The organism is Homoserinimonas sp. OAct 916, assembly GCF_003260275.1.
Taxonomy (GTDB): domain Bacteria; phylum Actinomycetota; class Actinomycetes; order Actinomycetales; family Microbacteriaceae; genus OACT-916.
In genome coordinates this window covers 26,679-50,329 of record NZ_QJHB01000008.1, presented here as the reverse complement: position 1 = coordinate 50,329, position 23,651 = coordinate 26,679, and the positions used below count along the sequence as shown (strand labels likewise).

Annotated in this window: 21 protein-coding genes; 19 read left to right on the top strand and 2 right to left on the bottom strand. The window is 65.0% G+C overall.

Features of this window, described 5'->3' with window-relative positions; genetic code table 11:
• Positions 1–10: 10 nt before the first annotated feature.
• The gene (locus DL891_RS10525) at positions 11–1,336 is read right to left on the bottom strand and encodes an aminotransferase class I/II-fold pyridoxal phosphate-dependent enzyme (protein WP_232819113.1); all 1,326 of its coding nucleotides are present in this window, start codon (positions 1,334–1,336) and stop codon (positions 11–13) included.
• A gap of 196 nt (positions 1,337–1,532) precedes the next feature.
• Between DL891_RS10525 and DL891_RS10520 the strand changes: the two genes are divergently transcribed.
• The 12 genes from DL891_RS10520 to mutM all read left to right on the top strand — a co-directional run bounded on the left by DL891_RS10520 (position 1,533) and on the right by mutM (position 13,100).
• Complete coding sequence (locus DL891_RS10520; protein ID WP_111720550.1) at positions 1,533–2,375, top strand: nitrilase-related carbon-nitrogen hydrolase; 843 nt, start codon at positions 1,533–1,535, stop codon at positions 2,373–2,375.
• A gap of 56 nt (positions 2,376–2,431) precedes the next feature.
• Positions 2,432–3,847 (top strand): dihydropyrimidinase, encoded by a 1,416-nt coding sequence (hydA, locus tag DL891_RS10515; RefSeq protein ID WP_111720391.1) that lies wholly within the window; start codon positions 2,432–2,434, stop codon positions 3,845–3,847.
• Between the two features lie 108 nt (positions 3,848–3,955).
• Positions 3,956–4,972 (top strand): TIGR03842 family LLM class F420-dependent oxidoreductase, encoded by a 1,017-nt coding sequence (locus DL891_RS10510; RefSeq protein ID WP_111720390.1) that lies wholly within the window; start codon positions 3,956–3,958, stop codon positions 4,970–4,972.
• A complete protein-coding gene (locus tag DL891_RS10505; RefSeq protein ID WP_232819112.1) occupies positions 4,969–5,934 on the top strand; it encodes an ABC transporter permease in 966 nt (321 codons plus the stop codon). The genes DL891_RS10510 and DL891_RS10505 overlap by 4 nt, the downstream gene beginning before the upstream one ends.
• A gap of 65 nt (positions 5,935–5,999) precedes the next feature.
• Complete coding sequence (locus DL891_RS10500; RefSeq protein WP_111720389.1) at positions 6,000–6,848, top strand: ABC transporter ATP-binding protein; 849 nt, start codon at positions 6,000–6,002, stop codon at positions 6,846–6,848.
• Positions 6,845–7,615, top strand: a complete 771-nt coding sequence (locus DL891_RS10495; protein ID WP_111720388.1) for an ABC transporter permease — start codon at positions 6,845–6,847, stop codon at positions 7,613–7,615. The genes DL891_RS10500 and DL891_RS10495 overlap by 4 nt, the downstream gene beginning before the upstream one ends.
• A 67-nt stretch (positions 7,616–7,682) precedes the next feature.
• The gene (locus DL891_RS10490; RefSeq protein WP_111720387.1) at positions 7,683–8,855 is read left to right on the top strand and encodes an ABC transporter substrate-binding protein; all 1,173 of its coding nucleotides are present in this window, start codon (positions 7,683–7,685) and stop codon (positions 8,853–8,855) included.
• A gap of 230 nt (positions 8,856–9,085) precedes the next feature.
• On the top strand, positions 9,086–10,405 hold the full coding sequence (locus DL891_RS10485) for an aspartate aminotransferase family protein (protein ID WP_111720386.1): 1,320 nt from the start codon (positions 9,086–9,088) through the stop codon (positions 10,403–10,405).
• Positions 10,406–10,520: 115 nt separating this feature from the next.
• Entirely contained in the window at positions 10,521–11,093 is a 573-nt protein-coding gene (locus DL891_RS10480) for a DUF177 domain-containing protein (RefSeq protein WP_111720385.1), read from the top strand.
• 15 nt (positions 11,094–11,108) lie between these two features.
• On the top strand, positions 11,109–11,312 hold the full coding sequence (gene rpmF / locus DL891_RS10475; RefSeq protein ID WP_111720384.1) for a 50S ribosomal protein L32: 204 nt from the start codon (positions 11,109–11,111) through the stop codon (positions 11,310–11,312).
• Positions 11,313–11,359: 47 nt separating this feature from the next.
• Positions 11,360–12,118: a ribonuclease III gene (gene rnc / locus DL891_RS10470; RefSeq protein ID WP_111720383.1), complete on the top strand. Its 759-nt coding sequence runs from the start codon at positions 11,360–11,362 to the stop codon at positions 12,116–12,118.
• Entirely contained in the window at positions 12,111–13,100 is a 990-nt protein-coding gene (mutM, locus tag DL891_RS10465) for a bifunctional DNA-formamidopyrimidine glycosylase/DNA-(apurinic or apyrimidinic site) lyase (protein ID WP_111720548.1), read from the top strand. The genes rnc and mutM overlap by 8 nt, the downstream gene beginning before the upstream one ends.
• Before the next feature lie 9 nt (positions 13,101–13,109).
• Here the strand turns inward: mutM and DL891_RS10460 are convergent, their stop codons facing one another.
• The gene (locus DL891_RS10460) at positions 13,110–14,939 is read right to left on the bottom strand and encodes a glycoside hydrolase family 13 protein (RefSeq protein ID WP_111720547.1); all 1,830 of its coding nucleotides are present in this window, start codon (positions 14,937–14,939) and stop codon (positions 13,110–13,112) included.
• Positions 14,940–15,074: 135 nt separating this feature from the next.
• Between DL891_RS10460 and smc the strand changes: the two genes are divergently transcribed.
• The 7 genes from smc (at position 15,075) to rimM (ending at position 23,648) form a co-directional block, all read left to right on the top strand.
• Positions 15,075–18,635: a chromosome segregation protein SMC gene (gene smc, locus DL891_RS10455; protein ID WP_111720382.1), complete on the top strand. Its 3,561-nt coding sequence runs from the start codon at positions 15,075–15,077 to the stop codon at positions 18,633–18,635.
• A 54-nt stretch (positions 18,636–18,689) separates the two neighbouring features.
• The gene (gene ftsY, locus DL891_RS10450; RefSeq protein ID WP_111720381.1) at positions 18,690–19,565 is read left to right on the top strand and encodes a signal recognition particle-docking protein FtsY; all 876 of its coding nucleotides are present in this window, start codon (positions 18,690–18,692) and stop codon (positions 19,563–19,565) included.
• 12 nt (positions 19,566–19,577) lie between these two features.
• A complete protein-coding gene (ffh, locus tag DL891_RS10445) occupies positions 19,578–21,143 on the top strand; it encodes a signal recognition particle protein (RefSeq protein WP_111720380.1) in 1,566 nt (521 codons plus the stop codon).
• A gap of 62 nt (positions 21,144–21,205) precedes the next feature.
• A complete protein-coding gene (locus DL891_RS10440; protein WP_111720379.1) occupies positions 21,206–22,036 on the top strand; it encodes an LLM class F420-dependent oxidoreductase in 831 nt (276 codons plus the stop codon).
• Positions 22,037–22,231: 195 nt separating this feature from the next.
• Positions 22,232–22,843 (top strand): 30S ribosomal protein S16, encoded by a 612-nt coding sequence (gene rpsP / locus DL891_RS10435; protein WP_111720378.1) that lies wholly within the window; start codon positions 22,232–22,234, stop codon positions 22,841–22,843.
• Positions 22,844–22,847: 4 nt separating this feature from the next.
• Positions 22,848–23,081 carry an RNA-binding protein gene (locus tag DL891_RS10430; RefSeq protein ID WP_111720377.1) on the top strand — a complete coding sequence of 78 codons (234 nt, stop codon included), beginning with the start codon at positions 22,848–22,850 and terminating at the stop codon, positions 23,079–23,081.
• A complete protein-coding gene (rimM, locus tag DL891_RS10425; RefSeq protein WP_111720376.1) occupies positions 23,082–23,648 on the top strand; it encodes a ribosome maturation factor RimM in 567 nt (188 codons plus the stop codon).
• Positions 23,649–23,651: the final 3 nt, after the last annotated feature.

Genomic DNA, 23,651 nt, shown 5'->3' with positions numbered 1-23,651 from the left:
GCTCGCGCCGTCAGAGGCGCAGGCCGGCCTGCACCAGGGAGGCGGCGACATCGTCGAAGCCCTCCCGAAGCATGCCGGCGGTGACGCGGATGTACTGTTCGTCGGCGGCGGTCGCGGCGGGGTCCGTCGCCAGGAATGGCGTGCCCGAGGCCACTCTGATACGCGCGGCTGACAGTGTGACCATTGCCTGGTCGACGCTCGCCACCCGCAGCCAGAGGTTGACTCCGTCGCCCTGCTTGGTGGGAAAGCCTCGTGCCGCGAGGGCCTCGCTCAGGGCCTTCTGGCGAGCGAAGTAGATGTGTCTGGCCTCGCCGACCTGGCTCATCGACCGGGAGTGGGTGAGCAGGTCATAGAGCAGGGTCTGCAGCATTCGACTCGTCCAACCGGGGCCGAGGATGCGACGGGCGACGATCTTGTCGATCAGATACGACGGCCCGCCGAGTGCCGCGATGCGCAGGTCGGGCCCGTGCGACTTCGAGAAGCTCCGGATGTGTAGCACGCGGTCGGGCAGCCACGTGCCCAGGCTGACATCGGCCGAGACCGAGATCTCGCCGGAGTGGTCGTCCTCGATGACGAGCGACGCCTGGCCACAGCGGTGAGCGCGGAGTACATCGGCAAGCTCGCGGGCGCGCTCGGCTGTCATCGAGGCCCCGGTCGGGTTGTGGGCGCGGGTTTGCAACACCACCGCCGCCGGTGACTGATCCAACGCGGTGCGCAACGAGGCCGGGACCATGCCGAATTCGTCGACATCGGCTGCTACCCTGACCGCACCAAGCTGGTCGAGCAGGTCGAACAACGGCGGAAACCCGGGGTTCTCCACCACAACCCGGTCGCCGTAGCGCACGATCTGGTCCAGGCTTCGACTGAGGGCGTCCAAGGCTCCGTTGACGATCGTCATGGCCTCCACCGGGTATGGCCAACTGCTCTTCAGCAGGAGTTCCAACTCGGCGATGACCGGAACCTCCTGGTAGCTCATCACCGGAAGGTGCTGGGAGACGCGTGACAGCGCAGGGCCCAGCTCGGGTAGAAGCAGCGGATCGGGATTGCCCCTGGAGAGGTCGATGAGGGAATCGTCGTTGTAGCCGACCATTTCCCGAAACCGTGGTGGCAGCCAGTCGACGGAGACGGATCGCACAAACGACCCGTTGCGACCGCGGGATTCGATCAGGCCGACTCCCGAAAGCGCTTGCCACGCGTGGCTCACGGTCGCTGGGCTCACCCCCAGTTGTTGGGCCAGCTCACGCACCGTGGGCAGGCGTGACCCGGCGGCGAGCGTTCCGTCAGTGATCAGCCGGGAAATCGCGGTGGCGATACCGCGGGGAGTGTTTTCCTCCACGACTCTGTGGATGTGGTCCACGCCGGCCTCGACAATCTATGAGTGAGTTTCAACATTGAAATCAGAATTGTGCGGTGATGCGAGAAAAACAAATGTTTACACGGCATAATAACAATAAGGACATTGGAGTCTGTTACACCTTGCCCGGTTCAACCACCGTGTGGTGCAGACTCCGCAACGCATTGGAGATATCACCATGACTGTAGTCAGAGCGGCGCTCACCCAGGCAAAATGGACCGGCGACAAAGAGTCGATGATCGTCAAACACGAGGACTTTGTTCGCAAAGCTGCCGCGGATGGCGCGCAGATCATCTGCTTCCAGGAGCTCTTCTACAGCCCCTACATCGGAATCACGCAGGACCCGGAGTTCTACGACTACGCCGAATCGGTGCCTGGCCCGATGACCGAGCGCTTTCAGGCCCTCGCCAAGGAAAACAACATCGTGATCGTGCTTCCGGTCTACGAGGAGGAGCAGCCCGGCGTGCTCTACAACACGGCCGCCGTGATCGACGCCGACGGCAGCTATCTCGGCAAGTACCGCAAGCACCACATCCCGAACCTGCCCAACTTCTGGGAGAAGTTCTACTTCCGCCCCGGCAACGCCGACTGGCCCGTGTTCGACACCGCCGTCGGCAAGGTCGGCCTCTACATCTGCTACGACCGTCACTTCCCGGAAGGCTGGCGTGCGCTCGGCCTGGCCGGTGCGCAGATCGTGTTCAACCCCTCCGCCACCAAGCCCGGACTCTCCAACCGCCTGTGGGAGCTCGAGCAGCCCGCCGCCGCCGCCGCCAACCAGTACTTCGTCGGTGCAAACAATCGGGTGGGCACGGAAGAGCGTGACGGCGAGTCCATCACCTTCTACGGCAGTTCGTACTTCGCAGACCCGCGTGGTAACTTCGTCGGCGAGCAGGGCAGCCAGGGTGAGGACGAGATCATCATCCGCGACCTCGACATGGACGTGCTCCGGCAGGTGCGCAACGACTGGCAGTTCTACCGCGACCGTCGCCCGGACGCCTACGACACACTGGTCGCACCGTAACCCGCAGCTGACCCAAGCACCGCAGAAGATTCGCCAACGATGACGAGGAGAAGCCAATGAAGACTTTGATCAAGAACGGAACTGTGGTCAACGCGACCGGAGTGGCCGCCGCGGATGTGTTGATCGACGGGGAGACAATCGTCGCGGTGACCGCCCCGGGGTCACATCTTCTTGGCTTCAACCTCGAACAGAACGTCGACAGGGTGATCGACGCCCACGGCAAATACGTGATCCCGGGCGGCATCGATGCGCACACGCACATGGAGATGCCGTTCGGGGGCACGCAGGCCTCCGACACCTTCGAAACCGGAACCCGGGCGGCCGCGTGGGGTGGCACCACCAGCATCGTCGACTTCGTCGTGCAGTATGCCGGCGAAAACGTGCTCGACCAGTACGCGAAATGGCATGAGAAGGCCGCCGGAAACTGTGCGATCGACTACGGGTTCCACCAGATCCTCAGTGACGTGCAGGATTCCTCGCTGACGGCCATGGACGAATTGGTGCGCGAGGGTGTCTCCAGCTTCAAACTCTTCATGGCGTACAAGGGCGTGTTCCTCTCGGATGACGGCCAGATCGTGAAGGCGATGCAGCGGTCGGCGGAGAACGGCAGCATGATGATGATGCACGCCGAGAACGGCAGCGTCATCGACCTGCTGGTGCAGCAGTCGATCGCCCGCGGCGACACGGCGCCCTACTTCCACGGGATCACACGCCCGTGGCAGGCAGAAGCCGAGGCGACGCACCGCGCCATCATGCTGGCCGATCTGACCGGCGCCCCCCTGTACATCGTGCACGTATCGGCGAAGCAGGCGGTCGAACATATCGCGGCTGCCCGCGATCGCGGCAAGAACGTCTTCGGGGAGACCTGTCCGCAGTACCTGTACCTCTCCCTCGAGGAACAGCTCGGCGCCCCCGGCTTCGAAGGCGCCAAGTGGGTCTGCTCCACGCCGCTGCGTGCCCGTGCCGAGGGCCACCAGGACCACATGTGGCAGAGCCTGCGCACCAACGACCTGCAGATGGTCTCCACTGACCACTGCCCGTTCTGCATGAAGGGCCAGAAAGAGCTGGGGATCGGAGACTTCTCCAAGATCCCGAACGGCATCGGCTCGGTGGAGCACCGGATGGACCTGCTCTATCAGGGTGTCGTCGACGGCCAGATCAGCCTCTCACGATGGGTCGAGGTGTGCTCCACGACCCCGGCTCGCATGTTCGGCATGTACGGGAAGAAGGGCGTCATCCAGCCGGGTGCCGACGCCGACGTGGTGATCTACGACCCGAACGGCCACACCTCGATCAGCGTGGACACGCATCACATGAACATGGACTACTCGGCCTGGGAGGGATTCGAGATCGACGGCCACGTCGACACGGTGCTCTCCCGCGGCCGGGTCATCATCGACGACAACCAGTACCACGGCAGCAAGGGGGACGGCGAGTTCATCAAGCGCGGACTCAGCCAGTACCTGATCTAGAACCCTCGGGAGCGCCCGCATCACGGGCGGGTGCTCCCCAACCCACCATTGCAGGGGCGTGTGCACCTGCAGACAGTTCAACCCACAAGAAAGTCACAGGACATATCAATGGAATTCGGCGCCGTACTGCAAACGAACCCACCCGCCTCGCGCACCGTTGCGCTGGCCAAACTGGCGGAGCAGCACGGGTTCGACTACGCGTGGACGTTCGACTCGCACGTGCTGTGGCAGGAGCCGTACGTCATCTACAGCCAGATCCTGGCTGAGACGCACCGCATCAAGGTCGGCCCCATGGTCACCAACCCGGCGACCCGGGACTGGACCGTGACGGCATCCACGTACGCCACCCTGAACGAGATGTACGGCAACCGCACTATCTGCGGCATCGGCCGCGGTGACTCGGCGGTCCGAGTCTCCAACGGCACACCCACAACGCTGAAGACGTTGCGTGAGTCGATCCACGTGATCCGAGAACTGGCCAACTCGCGGTCGGTCGAGTACAACGGCACCACGCTTCAATTCCCGTGGAGCCGTGGCTCGGAGTTGGACATCTGGGTCGCGGCGTACGGCCCTCTGGCTTTGAAGCTGACGGGGGAAGTCGGTGACGGGTTCATCCTGCAGCTGGCCGACCTTGACATCGCGGAGTGGATGATCGGTGCGGTGCGCACCGCCGCCGACAACGCCGGCCGCGACCCCATGTCGATCAAGTTCTGCGTCGCGGCGCCGATGTATGTCGGCGACGACATCGTGCACATGCGTAACCAGTCCCGCTGGTTCGGGGGAATGGTCGGAAACCACGTTGCCGACATCGTCACCAAGTACGGCGCCGACTCGTCGGTACCGGCCGCGCTGACCGATTACATCAAGGCACGTGAGGGCTACGACTACAACGAGCACGGCCTCGCCGGGAACACCCACGCCGACTTCGTGCCCGACGAGATCGTCGACCGGTTCTGCGTGCTGGGCACCGCTGAGGAGCACATCGAGAAGCTCCAGGCGCTGAAGGCGCTCGGCGTGGACCAGTTTGCCGGCTACCTGCAGCACGACAACAAGGAAGAGACCCTGCGCGTCTACGGCGAGACGGTTATTCCGGCACTCCGCGAACACATCGTGGCGCGAGCATGACGCAGGGACAGACGCCGACCACCCAGTTGATGGCCGTCTTGCCGGGGGATGATCCGACCACGGCGAGCCGCGCGCGACCGTCCTCGGGCGGCACCGGCAACCTGCGCCGCGTGATCCTGGGGGCACTCGGGGTCGTGGGCATCGCGGTGTTCTGGGAGCTGTACAAGTTCCTCGGCCCGGAAAAGGGTTGGGCAATCGGCACGACCATTATTCTTCCCCGCACGAACGACATGTCGATGCCGCACGTGTGGACCATGTTCGAGCGCCTGTTCCAGCCCCTCACCGGGGCCGCCAACTCGAAGATGATGTGGGAGGCGGTGGTCGACGCCAGCGCATTCTCCCTGTACGTCGCGGCCGTCGGATGGATCATCGGTGTCTCGGTCGGCTTCCTGCTGGCCGTGCTGATGCAACGATTCCGCACGGCACAATCGGCCGTCCTGCCCTGGGTCATCCTCAGTCAGACAGTGCCGCTGATCGCGATCGCCCCGCTGGTGAGACGGTGGGGCTCCCAGATCGAGTTCGGTTCCTTCGTCTGGGAGAACTGGATGTCGGTGGCGCTGATCGCGAGTTATCTCGCCTTCTTCCCCGTGTCGATCGGGGCACTGCAGGGGCTCAATTCACCCGAGACGGCCCACGTCGAACTCTTCCGTTCCTACGGGGTGGGCTGGTGGAAGACGCTGATTCGGTTGCGCATCCCGGCGAGCATCCCGTACCTGATCCCCGCCCTGAAGTTGGCGGCGGCGAACGCAGTGATCGGCACCATCGTTGCCGAGGTCTCTATCGGCCTCAAGGGCGGAATCGGCCGAACAGTGATTGAGTTCGCCGGTGCGGCGGGAGGGGATCCCGGCAAACCGTGGGCGCCGATCTTCGGCGCCATCGCGATCGGATTGATCGCCGCGGGAATCGTCTCGGTGTTCGCTCTCTTCCTGAGGCGATTCATGAGACAGGAGACCAATTCGTGACGGCCATCGAAAACAGGGTGCCCGCTGCGCAGGCTTCAGATACACGCAATCAAACAGGGGAAACAATGACGCAACCACTCACCGGCGAACGTGAGAGCCAGAGCACGGGCGGCTCCGACGCCGTCGTCGTGCGCGATGTCGGCAAGATCTTCACCACGAAGAAGGGCGCGACGGTCACAGCTCTCGAAAACATCGACCTGACTGTCGCCGCGGGCGAGTTCGTCTCGCTGATCGGCCCATCCGGTTGTGGAAAGAGCACCCTGATGCGTCTGATCGCCGACCTTGACACGCCCACCAGCGGCACGCTGACCGTCTTCGGCAAGACCGCGAAACAGGCCAGGCTCGACCAGGAGTATGGGATCGCGTTCCAGCAGGCCGGACTTCTGCCGTGGCGCACCGTCCGGGCGAACATCGAACTGCCGCTTGAACTGCACGGGTTCTCCAAGGCTGCGCGCACCGCCCGTTCGCGGGAACTGCTGCTCCTGGTCGGATTGGGCGACTTCGCCGACAACTATCCCGACCAGCTCTCCGGCGGCATGCAGCAACGGGTTGCGATCGCTCGATCGCTCGCCGAGAGCCCCAATCTGCTGCTGATGGACGAGCCATTCGGTGCACTCGACGAGATGACCCGTGAGCACATGCAGGCGGAGCTCGCCCACATCTGCGCCGAGACCCAGGCCGCCGTGGTCTTCGTCACCCACTCCATCCCGGAGGCCGTCTTCCTTGCCGACCGCGTGGTGGTCATGTCGCCGAGGCCCGGACGCATCCAGGCGGTTGTGGACGTGAAACTCGGGGCGGGCGAACGCACCGACGACCTGCGCGAGGATGACCAGTTCTTCGCCTCGGTCAGCGAGGTTCGTGAACATCTGCACGGCACGCACGCGACCGGGGTACGGGGAGTCGAAAACCGATGAGGGCAGCATTCGGGGCTTCCAAGGGGCTGCTGCCCCCCATCCTGCTGGGGGTGTTCTCGCTCGCGATCTGGCAGGCCGCGGTCGTATGGTTCAACATCAAGCCCTTCATCGTGCCCAGCCCGTTGTCGATCGGCGCCCAGTTCAGCGAAAATTTCGCCACCGTGTGGTCGAATTCAATGGTCACCGGATTGAACTCGTTGCTTGGGCTGTTGCTCGGGCTGGTCATCGGCGTGTGTCTGGCCCTGATCGCTGCGATGGTGCGCGCCATCGATGAACTGAGCGCAGCGGTGGTTGCTGCCGCGATGGTCATCCCCATCGTGGCTCTGGCGCCGGTGCTCTACGGAATGTTCAGCGCCGCCGAGCAGACCGCGCGCATCCTGGTCGCCGCACTCGCCGTGTTCGTACCGGTCTACGTGAATACGCTGAAGGGACTGCGCCAGGTGAAACCGGTGCATCGCGACCTGATGCGCGCCCTCGCGGCCGGCACGTGGGAGACCACCCGTATCGTGACGCTCCCCACCGCACTGCCGTTTCTGTTCACCGGTCTTCGGATCGCCTCCTCCCTCGCGGTGATCGCTGCGGTGATCGCCGAGTACTTCGGCGGTCCGATCGGAGGATTGGGCAAGGCGATCACCACCGCCGCTTCCCAGAGCAACTATCCGCTGGCCTGGGCATATGTCCTGGGCTCCATAATTCTCGGTCTGCTCTTCTACCTCGCCAGCATGGGGTTGGAGAAGCTGGTCCTGAAAGGGAACAGTTCGAGATGAGCGTCCGGTGCACCGGTGACCGGCGAAGGTTCACCGTCTACAACAAGCAACACAACAGGAGGAATCAATGAAACACAGCACACGTCTCATGACCGGCGTGGCAGCGTTCGCGGCTGTCGCTCTCGCATTGACCGGTTGCAGCCCGGGCGGCACCACAGACGAGGATGTGGCCGCCCCGACCACTGACCCGGGCACTGCGGAAACCACCGACCTCACGCCGGTGACCCTGCAACTGCAGTGGTTCGCCCAGGCCCAGTTCGGCGGCTACTATGCGGCGCTCGACCAGGGCTACTACAAAGACGAGGGACTCGACGTCACGCTGCAGGAGGGTGGCGCAGACATCGTTCCGCAGGATGCGCTGGTCTCGGGAGACGCCGACTACGCGATCTCCTGGGTGCCCAAGGTGCTGGGTTCCATCCAACAGGGTGCGAACATCACCAGTGTCGCGCAGATCTTCGAGCGCTCCGGAACCCTGCAGGTCTCGTTCAAGGACAAGAACCTGACCTCCGCAGCTGACCTCAAGGGGCACACCGTCGGCAGCTGGGGTTACGGAAACGAGTGGGAGATCTTCGCCGGCTTGCAGCAGGCGAAGGTCGGCATCGACGATGTCACCATGGTCACGCAGGGCTTCGACATGCTGGGCCTTTTGCAGGGCGACATCGACGCCGCCCAGGCAATGACCTACAACGAGTACGCTCAGGTCTTGGAGACGATCAACCCCGACACCGGCAAGCTCTACCAGCCCGAAGACCTGAACGTGATCGACTGGAACAAGGAGGGCAGCGGAATGCTGCAGGACTCCATCTGGGCCGACGCGGACAAGCTCGCGAGTGACCCGGCCTACCAAGAGACCACGGTCAAGTTCCTGAAAGCATCCATCAAGGGCTGGATCTACGTGATGAACGACCCGCAGGCGTCGGCTGACATCGTCACCGCTGCCGGCTCGACGCTCGGCACGAGCCACCAGTTGTGGATGGCGAACGAGGTCAATAAGTTGATCTGGCCGTCGACCAACGGCATCGGCATCACCGATGATGCCGCGTGGGCGCGCACCGTTGACATCGCTCTGAAAACGGCGAACGACACAGGCGCGACCATCCTCACCGAGGCGCCGCCGGCGACTGCCCACACCAATGAGTACGTCCAGAAGGCGTTGGACGAACTCATTGCCGAGGGTGTCGACGTGAAGGGCACGGGCTATACGCCGATCGACGTCGTTCTGAACGAGGGCGGCAACTGACACGTCGTTCGTACATAATGTAAGTACGGCACCCCGGGACCCTCGGCGCACAACTTCGAGGGTCTCGGGGTTCAGCCTGCTCGGGCTCGCACCACCCAGCACGGCATGACCCAGACCAGCCACAGACCCAGCCCAGCCACAGACCCAGCCCAGCACAGCCCCGGCCGTGCACAGCACCGCCCGCGCGGGATGACCACCGTCCCGCGGCCAACACACAAGAAAGCCAGATCATGACAATCACCTCCGACGCCGCACTCGGCCAGCAGACCCACGACCTCGACAAGGCCCACGTGTTTCATTCCTGGTCGGCCCAGGCAGCGCTGAAACCGATGGCGATCGCCGGGGCACTCGGCTGCACCGTCTGGGATTTCGACGGCAACAAGTTTCTCGACTTCTCCAGCCAGTTGGTCAACGTCAACATCGGCCACCAGCACCCGCGGGTGATTCAGGCGATCAAGGATCAGGCCGACCTACTGGCAACCATCGCGCCGGCAACGGCCAACCTGGCTCGCGGCGAGGCGGCGAAGCGCATCCTCGACAAGGTGGGACCGGGTTTTGAGAAGGTCTTCTTCACCAATGGCGGCGCCGATGCGAACGAAAATGCCATTCGCATGGCCAGACTGGTCACCGGGCGGGACACGGTGCTCTCCACCTATCGCTCGTACCACGGCAACACCGGAGCGGCCATCGTCGCCACGGGTGACTGGCGTCGTCAGCCGAACCAATACGCTCGCGGGCACGCGCACTTCTTCGGCCCGTACGCCTACCGTTCCGAATTCTGGGCAGACAGCCCGGCCCAGGAGAGCGAGCGTGCCCTGACGCACCTCGAGCATGTCATCCAGGGCGAGGGAGCCACGGGTATCGCCGCAATCCTGCTCGAGACCGTGCCCGGCACCGCCGGCATCATGACGCCCCCGCCCGGCTACCTGGAAGGCGTGCGCGCTCTCTGCGACACCTACGGAATCAAACTGATCCTCGACGAGGTCATGGCCGGGTTCGGCCGCACCGGCGAGTGGTTCGCCTTCCACAACTACGATGTCGTTCCCGACCTGGTCACGTTCGCCAAGGGAGTCAACTCCGGTTACGTGCCTGCCGGTGGGGTCATACTCTCCCCGGAGATCTCTGCTGCGTTCGACGAGCGCGTGTTTCCCGGCGGCCTCACGTACTCCGGGCACCCGCTGGCGATGGCGTCGATCATCGGCGCATTGGATGCCATGGAGGACGAGGGGATCGTCGCCAACGCGAAACGCATCGGCTCCGATGTTCTCGCCCCGGGATTGGCGAAACTTCAGGCTGACCACCCATCAATCGGAGACGTGCGGGGGCTCGGTGTCTTCTGGGCCCTGGAGTTGGTCGCTGACCGGGAGACCCGTGAGCCGGTGGATGCCGCCACCATGGGGCGAATCAAGGCGGCGTTGATGGAGCGCGGGTTGTTGCCGTTCCTCTCGGAGAACCGTATCCACGTTGTGCCGCCGTGTGTGGTCACCGATGACGAGGTCGCCCGGGCGCTGGCAATCTACGACGACGCCCTCACGAGCCTCGGACTCTAAGCGCCGTTGTGGCCGGCAGCACGGGCCTCCCACAGTCTGTCGGCCACAACGGCTCGCGAGGACGAGGGGCGTCGGGGAACGCCCAGCCGACCGCCGGTAGAATGGGGGAGTGTCAATGAGTCATGCCAAACCTAATCCTGCCAACCCGTTTTCCATTCTCGTTCGCGACCTGGTGCACCGTCCCGGTGAATCCCGCGATGCGGAGCTCACGATCATCGTCCCCGAAAAAATGGGCGAGGGCATGGTCGCTGTGCCCGAAGGTGCAACCCTGAATGCCGACATGCGCTATGAGTCGCTGCACGACGGGATTCTGGTCTCCGCCGAGGTGGATACCGTGGCCGTCGGAGAGTGCAGCCGGTGCCTGAAATCGATCACCGTGCCGGTCGAAGTCGATATTCAGGAACTTTTCGCGTATTCTTCTGACGAAGCTTTCGAATATGAGGTTCACGACGACCACGTGGATCTTGAACCTCTTATCAGGGATGCGGTGGTGCTTTCACTGCCGTTCCAGCCGGTATGCGAAGAGGACTGTCCAGGACTTCACCCAACCACGGGTGAGGAACTGGCAAAGAATCTGGACTATGACTTCGAAACCAGTACGGATCCCCGGTGGTCTGCGCTGAACGGGTTTGAAGCTTCCACAGACAATCGTGACCGCGGCATTTCCGCGGGCGCGGACGAAAACTAGAAAAGAGAGTTTGAAATGGCTGTACCCAAGAGAAGGATGTCACGATCCGCGACCCGTTCGCGCCGTTCGCAGTGGAAGGCCGAAGCGCCAACCCTGGTGAAGACGGTCGAAAACGGCAAGGTGACCTACAGCCTGCCGCACCGTGCGAAGGTCGTCGAGGACTCGGCTGGCACCGCACTGTTCATGGAGTACAAGGGCCGCAAGGTCGCTGACGTCTGATCTGGACTGTAGCGGCGTGCCCACCCGATGCTCATCCTCTGGGGTGAATGGCGATCGTGGCTAGCCGCAACCAGCAGGCCGTACGCACCCGGCGCGCCGCGCTCGAGCGGCGCCTCGGTATCTCCATCGACCCTGCCTTGCTGGAGTTGTCGCTGACCCACCGCTCCTATGCGTACGAGCACGGGGGACTACCGCACAACGAACGGCTGGAGTTCCTCGGGGACGCCATCCTGGGCCAAGCGGTGACAGTCATGCTCTACCGCACCTACCCCGATCTCGACGAGGGCCAACTCGCCAAGCGACGGGCCAGCCTGGTGTCGACGGTCGCGCTGGCCCAGGTGGCCGGCCGCATCGACCTCGGACCGCACATCCTCCTCGGTCGCGGTGAAGACCTCACCGGCGGACGGCAGAAATCATCGATCCTTGCCGACACCGTGGAAGCGGTGATCGGGGCGGTGTTCCTGGATTCGGGTATGGATGACGCGACCTCGTTCGTTCTGCGGCTGATCGACCCGCTGCTGAAGGATCCCGGCCACTTCGGCGCTGCCATGGACCCCAAGACGACTCTGCAAGAGGTGGCCGCGGCCAACGGGGTGGAGCACCCGTCGTACGAGGTGACCGAGAGCGGCCCCGATCACGACAAGCGTTTTCGCGCCGTCGTCACGGTTCAGGGACTGGTAACGGCGACCGGCGACGGCACGAGCAAGAAGCAGGCCGAGATGGCTGCAGCCCTAGCGGCCTGGCGTCTCGTCGACGGCAGCGATGGGGTCGAAATCGACCATGCGGGTGACCCACCCGGTGCCTGAACTCCCCGAAGTCGAGGTCGTTCGCCTCGGTCTGGCTCCAGCGGTGACGGGCGCCACCATAACGGGCGTGGAGGTGTTCGACGAACGCTCCTTGAAGCGCCATCGAGCGGCCACAGGCGATTTCGTCGAGCTACTCACCGGCAGCACGATCGAGGCCGCGGTGCGACGAGGCAAGTTCCTCTGGTTCCCCCTCTCGAATGGGGCACTGCCGAATGGGGCACTGCCAAATGGGGCACTCTCGAATGAGCTACTGCCTGGTGGCACAGCCCTGGTCGCGCACCTCGGCATGAGCGGGCAGGTCTTGCTGCGCGAGCCGAACGCCGGCATGGACCACCTGTTGCGCATTCGCCTGACGATCGAACATCCCGAGCATGGAGAGCTGGCACTCCACTTCGTCGACCAGCGAATCTTTGGTTCGATGGCGGTCGACACCCTGCTGCCGTCAGCCGACGGACAGGTGGCCGGCTACAGCGGACCTGCGGTGGTGGACGCACCCTGGGCCCGGTCGATTCCGAGCCAGGTCGCGCACATCGCGCGCGACCCGCTCGATGAGGCTTTCGATGACGGCCTGTTTCTGGCGAGACTGGCGCGCACGAGGTCAGGCATCAAGCGTGCCCTGCTCGATCAGCGCGTGATCAGCGGCATCGGAAACATCTATGCCGACGAGGCTCTCTGGGGCGCCCGCGTGCATTACGAACAGCCGGCCGGCGACCTGTCCAAACGGCGTGCGCGGCTGCTGCTGGCCGAGGTGAGGACGGTTCTCCACAAGGCGTTGGCGGAGGGTGGCACCAGTTTCGACGCCCAATACGTGAACGTGAATGGCCAATCCGGGTATTTTGCGCACAGTCTGAATGCGTATGGGCGTCAGGGTCAACCGTGTGCCCGCTGCGGTCGCGAGATCCGGCGTGCAGCGTTCATGAATCGGTCATCGCACTTCTGCGCGTACTGTCAGCGCCTGCGGCGCCCGCGCCCAGCCGCCTGACAGCCAGGGTCAGCCGAGCAACCAGACGGTGCAGTCGGCGGGCAGCGTGCGCCCGTCGAAGGCGCGACTGGTAAGAATGATCTCACCGGCGGGCAGCGGCACCGGGGCGTCGCCTGCGTTCGCGATCACGCTCACATCGCCGTTACGAAACGCCACCACGTCATCTCCGAACCCGGACAGCCAGTTCAGCGAGCCCACGCCCAATCTGTGCTCGCGCCGCAGCCGTAAGGCACTCTTGTACAGCTCCAACGTCGAGGTGGCCACGCCCTCCTGCCGGTCGCGGGCGTAGGCGGCCCAATCCGATGGTTGCGGCAGCCAACTGGCTTCCGTCGGTCCGAACCCGTACGAGGGTTCCTCCGCCTGCCAGGGAATCGGTACGCGGCAGCCGTCGCGACCGTAGCGGGTGCCTCCCGTGCGGAACCAGGTGGGGTCCTGGCGGGCCTCATCCGGGAGATCAATCGCCTCCGGCAGGCCGAGCTCCTCGCCCTGGTAGATGTAGCTGGAGCCCGGCAGAGCCAACATCAGCGATGAGGCCGCGCGGGCCCTGTTCAACCCGAGCACCGGGTCGGGAAGCCCGACCGTTTTCGGCCCGATGCCGTGCCCCTGCAGGTTGTCGGCGGTGAGGGCGAGTCTGGAGGCGTGCCGCACCACGTCATGGTTCGACAACACCCAGGTGCTCGGTGCACCGACCGCACCGAACGTGGTGATCGACGCGTCGATCACCCGCCGCAGGGCGGCGGCGTTCCACGTGGTCTCCAAGAAGGCGAAGTTGAATGCCTGGTGCATCTCGTCGGGGCGCACCCATTCGGCCACCCGGCTGAGCGGGTCGACCCAGGCCTCTGCCGCCAGAATGCGCGCGTTCGGGTAGGAGTCGGCGATCCGGCGCCAGTCCCGGTAGATCTCGTGCACGCCCGGTTGCGCCCAGTACGGTGCCGTGGGCTCGGGCTCGCCGGTGTGCTTGGAGTCGTGCGCGGTGCCGCCCATCGACCCGCTGTCGGCCGGCGGCGTGTAGTCGGGCAGACCGGGAGCCTTGATCATGCCGTGGGCGACGTCGACTCGAAAACCGTCGACCCCGCGGTCGAACCAGAAGCGCAGGATCTCGCGGAACTTCTCCCGCACCCACTCGTTCTCCCAGTCGAGGTCGGGCTGGGTGGTGTCGAACAGGTGCAGGTACCACTGGCCGAGTGTGCCGTCAGGTTCGGTGACCCGCGTCCAGGCACCGCCGCCGAACACCGATTCCCAGTTGTTCGGCGGCAACTGGCCACTGGCACCCCGGCCGTCACGGAACATGTAACGGGCGCGCTCCTCGCTGCCCTCGCCTGCTGCCAGAGCTTCTGTGAACCACTGGTGGTCGCTGGAGGTGTGGTTCGGCACGATGTCGATGATCACGCGCAGGCCCGCCTCGTGCGCGGCGGCCAACAGACGGTCGAAGTCGGCCAGGGTGCCGAACAGCGGGTCGATGTCGAAGTAGTCAGACACGTCGTAGCCACCGTCGCGTTGCGGCGACCGGTAGAACGGAGATAGCCAGATGGCGTCGACGCCCAGTTCGGTGAGCGCCCAGAGGCGGTCGGTGATGCCGGCCAGATCTCCCATCCCGTCGCCGTCTGAGTCGGCGAACGAACGCGGGTAGATCTGGTAGATCACCGCTGATCGCCACCACTCGGGGGTGAGAGCGCGGGCGTCGAGGTCAGTGGGGGTCGCGGTCGTGGGCCCCGCAGTGGGCGCCGCAGTGGTGACCACGTCGGTGGTGGGCGTGGTGGTGGACGCTGTGGTGAACGCTGTTGCGGACGCGGCGGCGGATGTCGCGATGGCCTCTGCGGTGTTCTTCGAACCAGTCATGTCGGCCACGTTACAAGAACTCGGGTGGGTGAACGCCGGGCCGCGCGTGCGCGCTGGCGTGGGTTGGGCATCCGGTACCGTAGTCACAGGCGCCGGGGGCCGGCCGGCGCAGCCGATGGAGAGGCCGGTGGTGCGGTGTATCTGAAGAGCCTGACCCTCAAGGGGTTCAAGTCCTTCGCGCAGCCGACCACCTTCGCGTTCGAGCCGGGGGTCACCTGTGTGGTCGGGCCGAACGGCTCGGGCAAGTCCAATGTCGTCGACGCGCTCGCGTGGGTGATGGGGGAGCAGGGCGCGAAGACCCTGCGCGGCGGCAAGATGGAAGACGTGATCTTCGCGGGCACCTCCACCCGCGGCCCCCTGGGGCGTGCCCAGGTGATCCTCACCATCGACAACTCCGACGGAGCACTGCCGATCGAGTACACCGAGGTGACCATCAGCCGTACGCTGTTCCGCAACGGGGCGAGCGAGTACGCCATCAACGGCCAGGGCTGCCGCCTGCTCGACGTGCAGGAACTGCTCAGCGACTCCGGTCTCGGCCGGGAGATGCACGTCATCGTCGGGCAGGGCCAACTCGACCAGGTGCTCCGTGCAACCCCTGAGGAGCGGCGCGGCTTCATCGAGGAGGCCGCCGGAATCCTCAAACACCGCCGTCGCAAGGAAAAGACTCTGCGCAAACTCGAGGCGATGCAGGCCAACCTGACCCGGTTGAGCGACCTGGCCGGGGAGCTCAGGCGGCAGCTGAAACCGCTTGGCCACCAGGCCGAGATCGCCCGCGAGGCGCAGACCATCGCCGCGATCGTGCGCGACGCGAGAGCCAGGCTGCTCGCAGACGAAGTGGTGAGCCTCAGGCGCACCATCGCCGATCATTCGCGCACCGAGAACGAGCGCCACAGTGAACGCATCGTGTTGCAGGAACAACTGGAGCAGGCTCGCCTGCGTATCCAGCATATCGAGCAGGCGCAGGTGGGTGACGCCGTCGACGAGGCCCGGCGGGTGAGCTTCGGGCTGGAGCAGGTGCAGGAGCGGCTCAGGTCACTGTTCACCCTCGCCAACCAGCGCCTGGCGCTGCTGGGCTCGCAGGCCGACGGCCCCGGCGCCGAACCGGGCGTCAGCCCGCAGATGATCGAGGACGCCCGGGCCGAGGTGGAGCGCCTCAACGGTGAGCTTGCCGCGGCGGCGAGCAGACACGGCACGGCGCAGGCCGCGTCGGCGGCCTGTCGGGTACAGCTTGACGCGATGGACGAGGAGATCGCCGAACAGTCGGCGATGGTCTCCCGCCACGACCTGGAGATCTCCCAGCTCACGGGACGCGCCGATGCGGCAGCAAGCGCGTTGGCCGCAGTGCGCGGCGAGGTGTTGCGTCAGCAAAACGCCTTCGACCAGGCCAGCGGGCGGCTCGAGGCGGCGCGGGCACACTTGGCCGAGGCCGAGGACGAGCGTGCCGATGCCGACTTCGGCCGCGGCGACCTCGACGAGGGGCATGAGTTGGCCAAGGCTGAGGTATTCGCCGCGCAGGCGGAGATCGAGCGGCTACGCGACGAGTTGCACGCGGGCGAACGGGAACGGGATGCGCTCGCAGCCAAAGCCAGTGCCCTTTCCTCTGCCCTCGGGCACAAAGACGGATCGAGCGCACTGGTCGAGGCGAAGGTGCCAGGAGTGCGCGGCCTGGTCGCCGAACACGTGCAGGTGCGCGCGGGCTTCGAATTGGCGATCGCAGCCGCACTCGGCACGCTGGCCGACGCCGTGCTCGCCGAGACCCATGATGACGCGGTGAACGCCCTGCGCACGGCGCAGGAGCTGGAGCTCGGCCGGGTCGAGCTGGTGGTCGCCGAGGCAGCCGCCGCGACCCACGTGCCTGATTCGTTCGGCTCCGGCGCTCGATCGGCAGCCGGTGTGGTCACGGCGCCGCCCGGCGTTCTGGGCCTCCTGGCGACCACCGTGATCGCCGACGACCTGGCCGTCGCCCGCCGGGTCTGGGCCGACCGTGCCGAAAACCGGACCACCATGACCATCATCACCCTCGCCGGTGAGGTTCTCAGCGAATACGTGCTGCGTGGCGGAACAGGGGCCCGCAGATCCAGGCTGGAACTGTTTGCCGAGAGGGACGCCGCGACCGAACGGTTGACCGAGGTGACGGCGACCATCGACGAATTGCGAGTGGAGCTTTCCGAACAGCGAGCCGCGCACACGCAGGCGACCCAGCGGGCCCAGGCTGCGCTGGCCGCGCTGCGCGAGTTCGACGACCAGCAGACCGCGCACACCGACCGGCTCAACCGGTTCACAGTGCAGCAGGAGGCCTCACTGGCTGAGTGCGGGCGATTGCAGGCCGCCCTGGATGTGGCGGCGGTGGCCGTCGACGAGGCACTCGCGGCTCAGACGAAGACCGCAGCCGAGTTGGAGAAGGCGCGCTCGAAACCGCGCCCCATCCTCGATGTGAGCGCACGCGACGCCCTGTACGCCGAACTCGAGGGTGCCCGCGAGTTGGAGGTGCAGGCACGCCTCGAGGTGGAAACCACCCGCGAACGCATCCGGGCGCAGCAGGCGCGTGTGCAGTCCTTCGTCGACCAACTGGAATCAGAGCGCGCGCAGGCCCAGGAGGCCGCCCGGTTGGCGGTGATCCGGCGCCGGCAGGCCGACGCGGCGACCGACGTGATCGACGCGTTGCCCACCGTGCTCGCCTCCGTTGATGGCTCGGTGGCCGAAGCCCAACGGCTGCTCGCCGTCAGGGAAGCGGAACGCGCCAGCCAGAACGAGGAACTCATCGCCCTGCGGGCCACCGAGAACGGGTTGCGTGAACGTCTGGCCACAATTACCGAGAACGTGCACGGCCTGGAACTGCAGATCTACGAGCGAAAACTGCACCTGTCGTCGCTGCTGGAGCGGGCCGGCAGCGAACTCGGGCTGATCGAAGAGGTGCTCGTCGCCGAATACGGGCCGAACGAGCTGATACCAGACGTCGCGGAGCCGGATGCGCCCACGGACCGCGACCAGGCGGCCGATGAGGAGACCGAACCAGCAGGCATCCCGTTCGATCGCGATCAGCAGAAGGCGCGCCTGGCCAAGGCCGAACGCAAGCTCGCCCAGCTGGGTCGGGTGAACCCCCTCGCATTGGAGGAGTTCGCGGCCCTCGAGCAGCGACACGCGTTCCTCACAGAACAACTCACCGACCTCGCCAACACGCGCAAAGACCTTTTGACGATCATCGACGAGATCGACGAGAAGATGCAGGCGATCTTCGGCGCCGCGTTCGAAGACACGCGGGCCGCGTTCGCCGACGTGTTCCCCGTGCTGTTTCCCGGCGGAACCGGCAGCATCTCTCTCACCGATCCGAACGACCTGCTCGGCACCGGGATCGAGGTGTCGGTGAAGCCGGCGGGCAAGAAGATCGAACGCCTCTCCCTGCTTTCTGGCGGTGAGCGTTCTTTGGCCGCCGTCGCCTTCCTGATCGCGATCTTCAAAGCCAGGCCGAGCCCCTTCTACGTGCTCGACGAGGTGGAGGCGGCACTTGACGACGCGAACCTCGGCCGACTGCTGGCCACGTTCGAAGACCTGCGCGCCACCAGCCAATTGATTGTGATCACGCACCAGAAACGCACCATGGAGATCGCCGACGCACTCTACGGGGTGTCGATGCGCCAAGACGGCGTCTCCGCCGTCGTCGGCCAGCGCGTCGAAGTGGCCGAGCGCGCATCGTAGGTTCGTCGCTCGGCTTCGGCCAAGAGCAAGCCGTGCCACCGGTAACCTAGACCTATGGCACAACGCACCCCGTGGTCATTGACCGGCGCCCTTCGTGGCATGTTCCAGAAGCAGACGATCGACGACGACACCTGGGATGACCTGGAGACCGCGCTGATCACCGCCGACTTCGGGCCGGACATCTCTGAGGCGGTCGTCGCCGAGATGCGCGCCAACGTCGCCAAGTACCACACCGAGGACCCGAAGGACCTGCAGCGGATGCTTCGCGAATCGCTGGAGGAGCGCCTGTCGAGGCTAGACCCCACGCTGCACCTGTCCGAGCGACCCGCTGTGGTACTCGTGGTCGGGGTGAACGGGGTGGGCAAGACCACCACCATCGGCAAGTTCGCCAAGTTCTTGCATACCCACGGCCGCAGCGTGCTGGTGGGGGCGGCAGACACGTTCCGTGCCGCCGCCGTCGAACAGCTGGCGACGTGGGCCGAGCGAGCCGGCGCCGAGATCGTCAAACCGCAGCAGCAGGGCCAGGATCCGGCATCCGTCGCATTCCAGACCGTCGCCCGGGCGATCGAAACCGGAACCGAGATCGTCATCATCGACACCGCCGGCCGACTGCAGACCAAGGGCGGCCTGATGGACGAGTTGACGAAGATCCGGCGGGTCATCGAGAAGCAGGCCCCGATCGCCGAAGTGCTGCTCGTGCTGGACGCCACGACCGGGCAGAACGGGCTGGCGCAGGCGGAGGCGTTCATCGAGCATGCCGGCGTCACCGGCCTGGTGCTCACCAAACTGGACGGGTCGGCCAAGGGCGGCTTCGTGCTGGCAGTGCAGGAGAAGACCGGCATCCCGATCAAACTGGTGGGGCAGGGTGAGGGCATCGGCGATCTGACCGGCTTCACCCCGCATGTCTTCGCCGCCCAGCTGGTCGGTTAAACTAGAGGAACCATGGCTACTTTCGGAAACCTTTCAGACCGCCTCGCCGAGACATTCAAGAATCTCCGCGGCAAGGGCAAACTCTCCGTCGCCGACGTCGACGGCACGATCCGCGAGATCAGGCGCGCCCTGCTCGAAGCGGATGTCGCGCTCAGCGTCGTCAAGGACTTCACCCACAACGTACGCGAGCGGGCCCTCGGCGACGAGGTCAACCGCGCGCTGAACCCCGCCCAGCAGGTGGTTCAGATCGTCAACGACGAACTGGTTGCGATCCTGGGCGGTGAGGCCCGGCGCATCCAGTTCGCGAAGAAGCCGCCGACGGTGATCATGCTCGCCGGCCTGCAGGGCGCCGGTAAGACCACCCTGGCCGGCAAGCTGGCCCTGTGGCTGGCCAAGGACAACCACACGCCGCTACTGGTCGCCGCCGACCTGCAGCGGCCGAACGCCGTCACCCAGTTGCAAGTGGTCGCGGAGCAGGCCGGAGTCGCCGTGTACGCGCCGGAGCCGGGCAACGGTGTCGGCAACCCGGTGAGGGTCGCGAAAGATTCGATCAAGTACGCCACCGACAAGCAGTACGACGTGGTGATCGTTGACACGGCCGGTCGCCTGGGCGTGGATGCCGAGCTGATGAAGCAGGCCGGCGACATCCGCCGCGCTGTCGACCCCGACGAAGTGCTATTCGTCATCGACGCCATGATCGGTCAGGACGCCGTGGCGACCGCCCGTGCGTTCCAGGAGGGTGTCGATTTTACGGCCGTGGTGCTGACCAAACTCGACGGTGATGCCCGCGGTGGTGCCGCGCTCTCCGTGGCGAGTGTGACGGGCCGCCCAATCATCTTCGCGTCCACGGGTGAGGGACTGGGCGACTTCGAGCCGTTCTACCCCGACCGCATGGCCAGCCGCATCCTCGACATGGGTGACATCCTCACCCTGATCGAGCAGGCGCAGGAGGCATTCGACGAGGACGAAGCGCGCGCGGTCGCAGAGAAGTTCGCGACCGAGACTTTCACGCTCGAAGACTTCCTCAAGCAGATGCAGCAGATGCGCAACATGGGGTCGATCAAGAAGATGATGGGGATGCTCCCCGGTGCCGGTGCGATGAAGCAGCAACTGGAGAACTTCGATGAGGGCGAGATCGTGCGCACCGAGGCGATCATCCAGTCGATGACGATCGCCGAGCGGCGCAACTCCAAACTCTTGAACGGCTCACGGCGGCTGCGAATCGCTCGCGGATCAGGCATGACCGTGACCGACGTGAATCAGCTGGTGAACCGGTTCGAGCAGGCCGCGAAGATGATGAAGACGGTTGCCAAGGGTGGCATGCCGAACATGCCGGGAATGCCGCCGATGCCCGGCGCCGGATTCGGCGGGCGGCCCAAGCCGCAACAGCAGAAGAAGAAAGGCTCCAAGTCGGGCAACCCGGCCAAACGGGCGGCCGAGAATGCGGCGCTCGCTGCCGGGGTGAAACCGCAGGCGGCCGGCGGCGGAAGCGGCTTCGGCCTGGGCGCAGGCAAGACCAAAGATGGTGGGCCGAGCGAAGAAGAACTGGCCGCGCTGCAGAAGATGCTCGGCCGCTAGACCGAGCTATGGCGCCAACCGGCTGAGCAGTTGGCCCATGGTGTGCGCCCTAGAATTGACGGATGACTTCTTCCATTCACGCCCAGTCCCGTCCGGTGCGCCTCGGCGTACAGATCGCGCCGCAGCACTCCGGCTACCAGCAGATTCGCGACACCGCCGCCGAACTCGAGGCGCTGGGCGTTGACGTGATCTTCAACTGGGATCACTTCTTCCCGCTCTTTGGAGACCCGGACGGCCTGCATTTTGAATCATGGACCATGCTTGCCGCCCTGGCCGAGCAGACCAGCACCGTCGAGATCGGCGCGCTCGTCAACTGCAACAGCTACCGCAACGCGAACCTTCAGGCTGACATGGCACGGACCATTGACCACATCAGCGCCGGATCGAATGACGGCGTGGGCCGGTTCATCTTCGGTACTGGGTCGGGCTGGTTCGAGCGCGACTACGACGAGTACGGCTACGAGTTCGGCACAAAGGGGAGTCGTCTTGATGACCTCGCCCAGGCGATGCCCGTGATCAGAGATCGTTGGTCCAAGCTTGTGCCGCCCCCCACCCGGCACATCCCGGTACTGATCGGCGGTGGTGGGGAGAAGAAGACCCTACGCATCGTGGCAGAACACGCCGATATCTGGCACAGCTTCTCCGACCCCGAAGTGCTGGAGCACAAGTTGAGCGTGCTCGACAGCTGGTGCAGCACGGTTGGTCGCGACCCGGGCGAGATCGAAGTTTCGGTCGAAGTGGGGCACCGCACGCTCGAACAGGGCGATGAGTTGCACGCCCTTGGGGCGCGCCTGTACACCCTGCAGGTCTCCGGCCCCGATCACGACTTGACCAAGGTCAATGAATGGTTGAGTTGGCGTGACGGCAAGAGTGCGGCGCGAAAAGCCGCCTGAGTCCTGAACCCGGGATGTGAATCACTCGGATTGGTTCACGGGTTGCCCGAAGATCTGACAGAATGGTGAGTTGAGCCCGAATCGTCCGACCCTCTAATCAGGCGTTCCGGTAGCTCCCCCTTAGACCTACTGCCGAGTGTGCCCCCACGCTCACGGCCGTCAGCTCGCCCACACATAAAATTATTCAGGAGAATTGTGGCTGTAAAGATTCGTTTGAAGCGCATGGGCAAGATCCGCGCTCCGTTCTACCGCATCGTTGTCGCCGACGCACGCACCAAGCGTGACGGCCGGGTCATCGAGGAGATCGGTCTGTACCACCCGACCGAGAACCCGTCGGTCATCAAGATTGAGTCGGAGCGTGCTCTGTACTGGCTCGGAGTCGGCGCCCAGCCGACCGAGCAGGTTCGTGCGCTGCTCAAACTGACCGGCGACTGGGGCAAGTTCAAGGGCGACGCGAATGCTGTCAGCACCGTGAAGTTCAAGGAAGAAAAGGTCGAGTTCGTCGCCGACGAGAAGAAGAAGCCCGTGCTGAAGCCGAAGGCCGAGAAGGTCGAAGAGGCTCCGGTCAAGGACGAGGCTCCTGCGAAGGACGAGGCTCCTGCGAAGGACGAGGCTCCGGTCAAGGACGAGGCTCCTGCGAAGGACGAGGCTCCGGTCAAGGACGAGGCTCCTGCGAAGGACGAGGCTCCGGCCAAGGACGAGAAGCCCGCCGAGGACGAGAAGCCCGCCAAGGACGAGAAGTCCGCCGAGGAAGCCCCGGCAACCGACGAGGCGGCCGCAGAGGCCACCGACGGCGACAAGGCATAGGTTCATGCTTGCTCCCGCGCTCACCCACCTCATTCGTGGCATCGTCGATCACCCCGACGATGTGCGGGTGACAGAAAAATCGACGCCGCGCAACGAGTTGCTCGAGGTGCGGGTGAACAGCGACGACCTCGGTCGCGTGATCGGTCGCGCCGGGCGCACCGCCAAGGCGCTGCGCACGGTGGTTGAAGCGCTGGCCGACGGCCGGCGTGTTCGTGTCGACATCTCTGACGACCAGTAGATGAAACCTGCACAACCTGAGCGCACCACCTTGCGCGTTGGTCGCCTGACCAAGGCGCACGGGCTCAAGGGTGCAATCAAGCTCGAACTGTTCACGGATGCCCCGGAACGACGTTTCGTTCCGGGCGCCGTGTTCACCCTCCAGGTGCCGGAAACTTCGCCCTGGTTCGGTAAGACCATCGAACTGGTCGAACTGCGCTGGTACAACCAGCATCCGGTCGGTTTCTTCAAAGATGTTCCCGACCGCTCAACGGCTGAGACGCTGATCAAGGCGATCCTGTGGATCGAGCAAGACCCGAATGAGACCTCGGAAGAGGAAGACGCCTGGTTCGACCACCAGCTGATCGGGCTCGCGGTCGTGCGCGACGGGGTCACCATCGGTACCATTTCGCGGCTCGACCACCTGCCGTCCCAAGACCTGCTCATCGTCGACACCGACAATGGTGAGGTCATGGTTCCCTTCGTCAAGGCCATCGTTCCGGCTGTGGATGTCGTCGCCAGAACGGTCACCGTGACGCCACCACCCGGCTTGTTCGAACAACTGCCCGACGAGCCCACCGCGGAATAGGCC

What these genes read in the sequence shown, in the direction of transcription:
- DL891_RS10520 (WP_111720550.1), top strand. Translation starts at nt 1,533, where the DNA reads ATGACTGTAGTCAGAGCGGCGCTCACCCAGGCAAAATGGACCGGCGAC.
- hydA (WP_111720391.1), top strand. Translation starts at nt 2,432, where the DNA reads ATGAAGACTTTGATCAAGAACGGAACTGTGGTCAACGCGACCGGAGTG.
- DL891_RS10510 (WP_111720390.1), top strand. Translation starts at nt 3,956, where the DNA reads ATGGAATTCGGCGCCGTACTGCAAACGAACCCACCCGCCTCGCGCACC.
- DL891_RS10505 (WP_232819112.1), top strand. Translation starts at nt 4,969, where the DNA reads ATGACGCAGGGACAGACGCCGACCACCCAGTTGATGGCCGTCTTGCCG.
- DL891_RS10500 (WP_111720389.1), top strand. Translation starts at nt 6,000, where the DNA reads ATGACGCAACCACTCACCGGCGAACGTGAGAGCCAGAGCACGGGCGGC.
- DL891_RS10495 (WP_111720388.1), top strand. Translation starts at nt 6,845, where the DNA reads ATGAGGGCAGCATTCGGGGCTTCCAAGGGGCTGCTGCCCCCCATCCTG.
- DL891_RS10490 (WP_111720387.1), top strand. Translation starts at nt 7,683, where the DNA reads ATGAAACACAGCACACGTCTCATGACCGGCGTGGCAGCGTTCGCGGCT.
- DL891_RS10485 (WP_111720386.1), top strand. Translation starts at nt 9,086, where the DNA reads ATGACAATCACCTCCGACGCCGCACTCGGCCAGCAGACCCACGACCTC.
- DL891_RS10480 (WP_111720385.1), top strand. Translation starts at nt 10,521, where the DNA reads ATGAGTCATGCCAAACCTAATCCTGCCAACCCGTTTTCCATTCTCGTT.
- rpmF (WP_111720384.1), top strand. Translation starts at nt 11,109, where the DNA reads ATGGCTGTACCCAAGAGAAGGATGTCACGATCCGCGACCCGTTCGCGC.
- rnc (WP_111720383.1), top strand. Translation starts at nt 11,360, where the DNA reads ATGGCGATCGTGGCTAGCCGCAACCAGCAGGCCGTACGCACCCGGCGC.
- DL891_RS10460 (WP_111720547.1), bottom strand. Translation starts at nt 14,939, where the DNA reads ATGACTGGTTCGAAGAACACCGCAGAGGCCATCGCGACATCCGCCGCC.
- ftsY (WP_111720381.1), top strand. Translation starts at nt 18,690, where the DNA reads ATGGCACAACGCACCCCGTGGTCATTGACCGGCGCCCTTCGTGGCATG.
- ffh (WP_111720380.1), top strand. Translation starts at nt 19,578, where the DNA reads ATGGCTACTTTCGGAAACCTTTCAGACCGCCTCGCCGAGACATTCAAG.
- DL891_RS10440 (WP_111720379.1), top strand. Translation starts at nt 21,206, where the DNA reads ATGACTTCTTCCATTCACGCCCAGTCCCGTCCGGTGCGCCTCGGCGTA.
- DL891_RS10430 (WP_111720377.1), top strand. Translation starts at nt 22,848, where the DNA reads ATGCTTGCTCCCGCGCTCACCCACCTCATTCGTGGCATCGTCGATCAC.
- rimM (WP_111720376.1), top strand. Translation starts at nt 23,082, where the DNA reads ATGAAACCTGCACAACCTGAGCGCACCACCTTGCGCGTTGGTCGCCTG.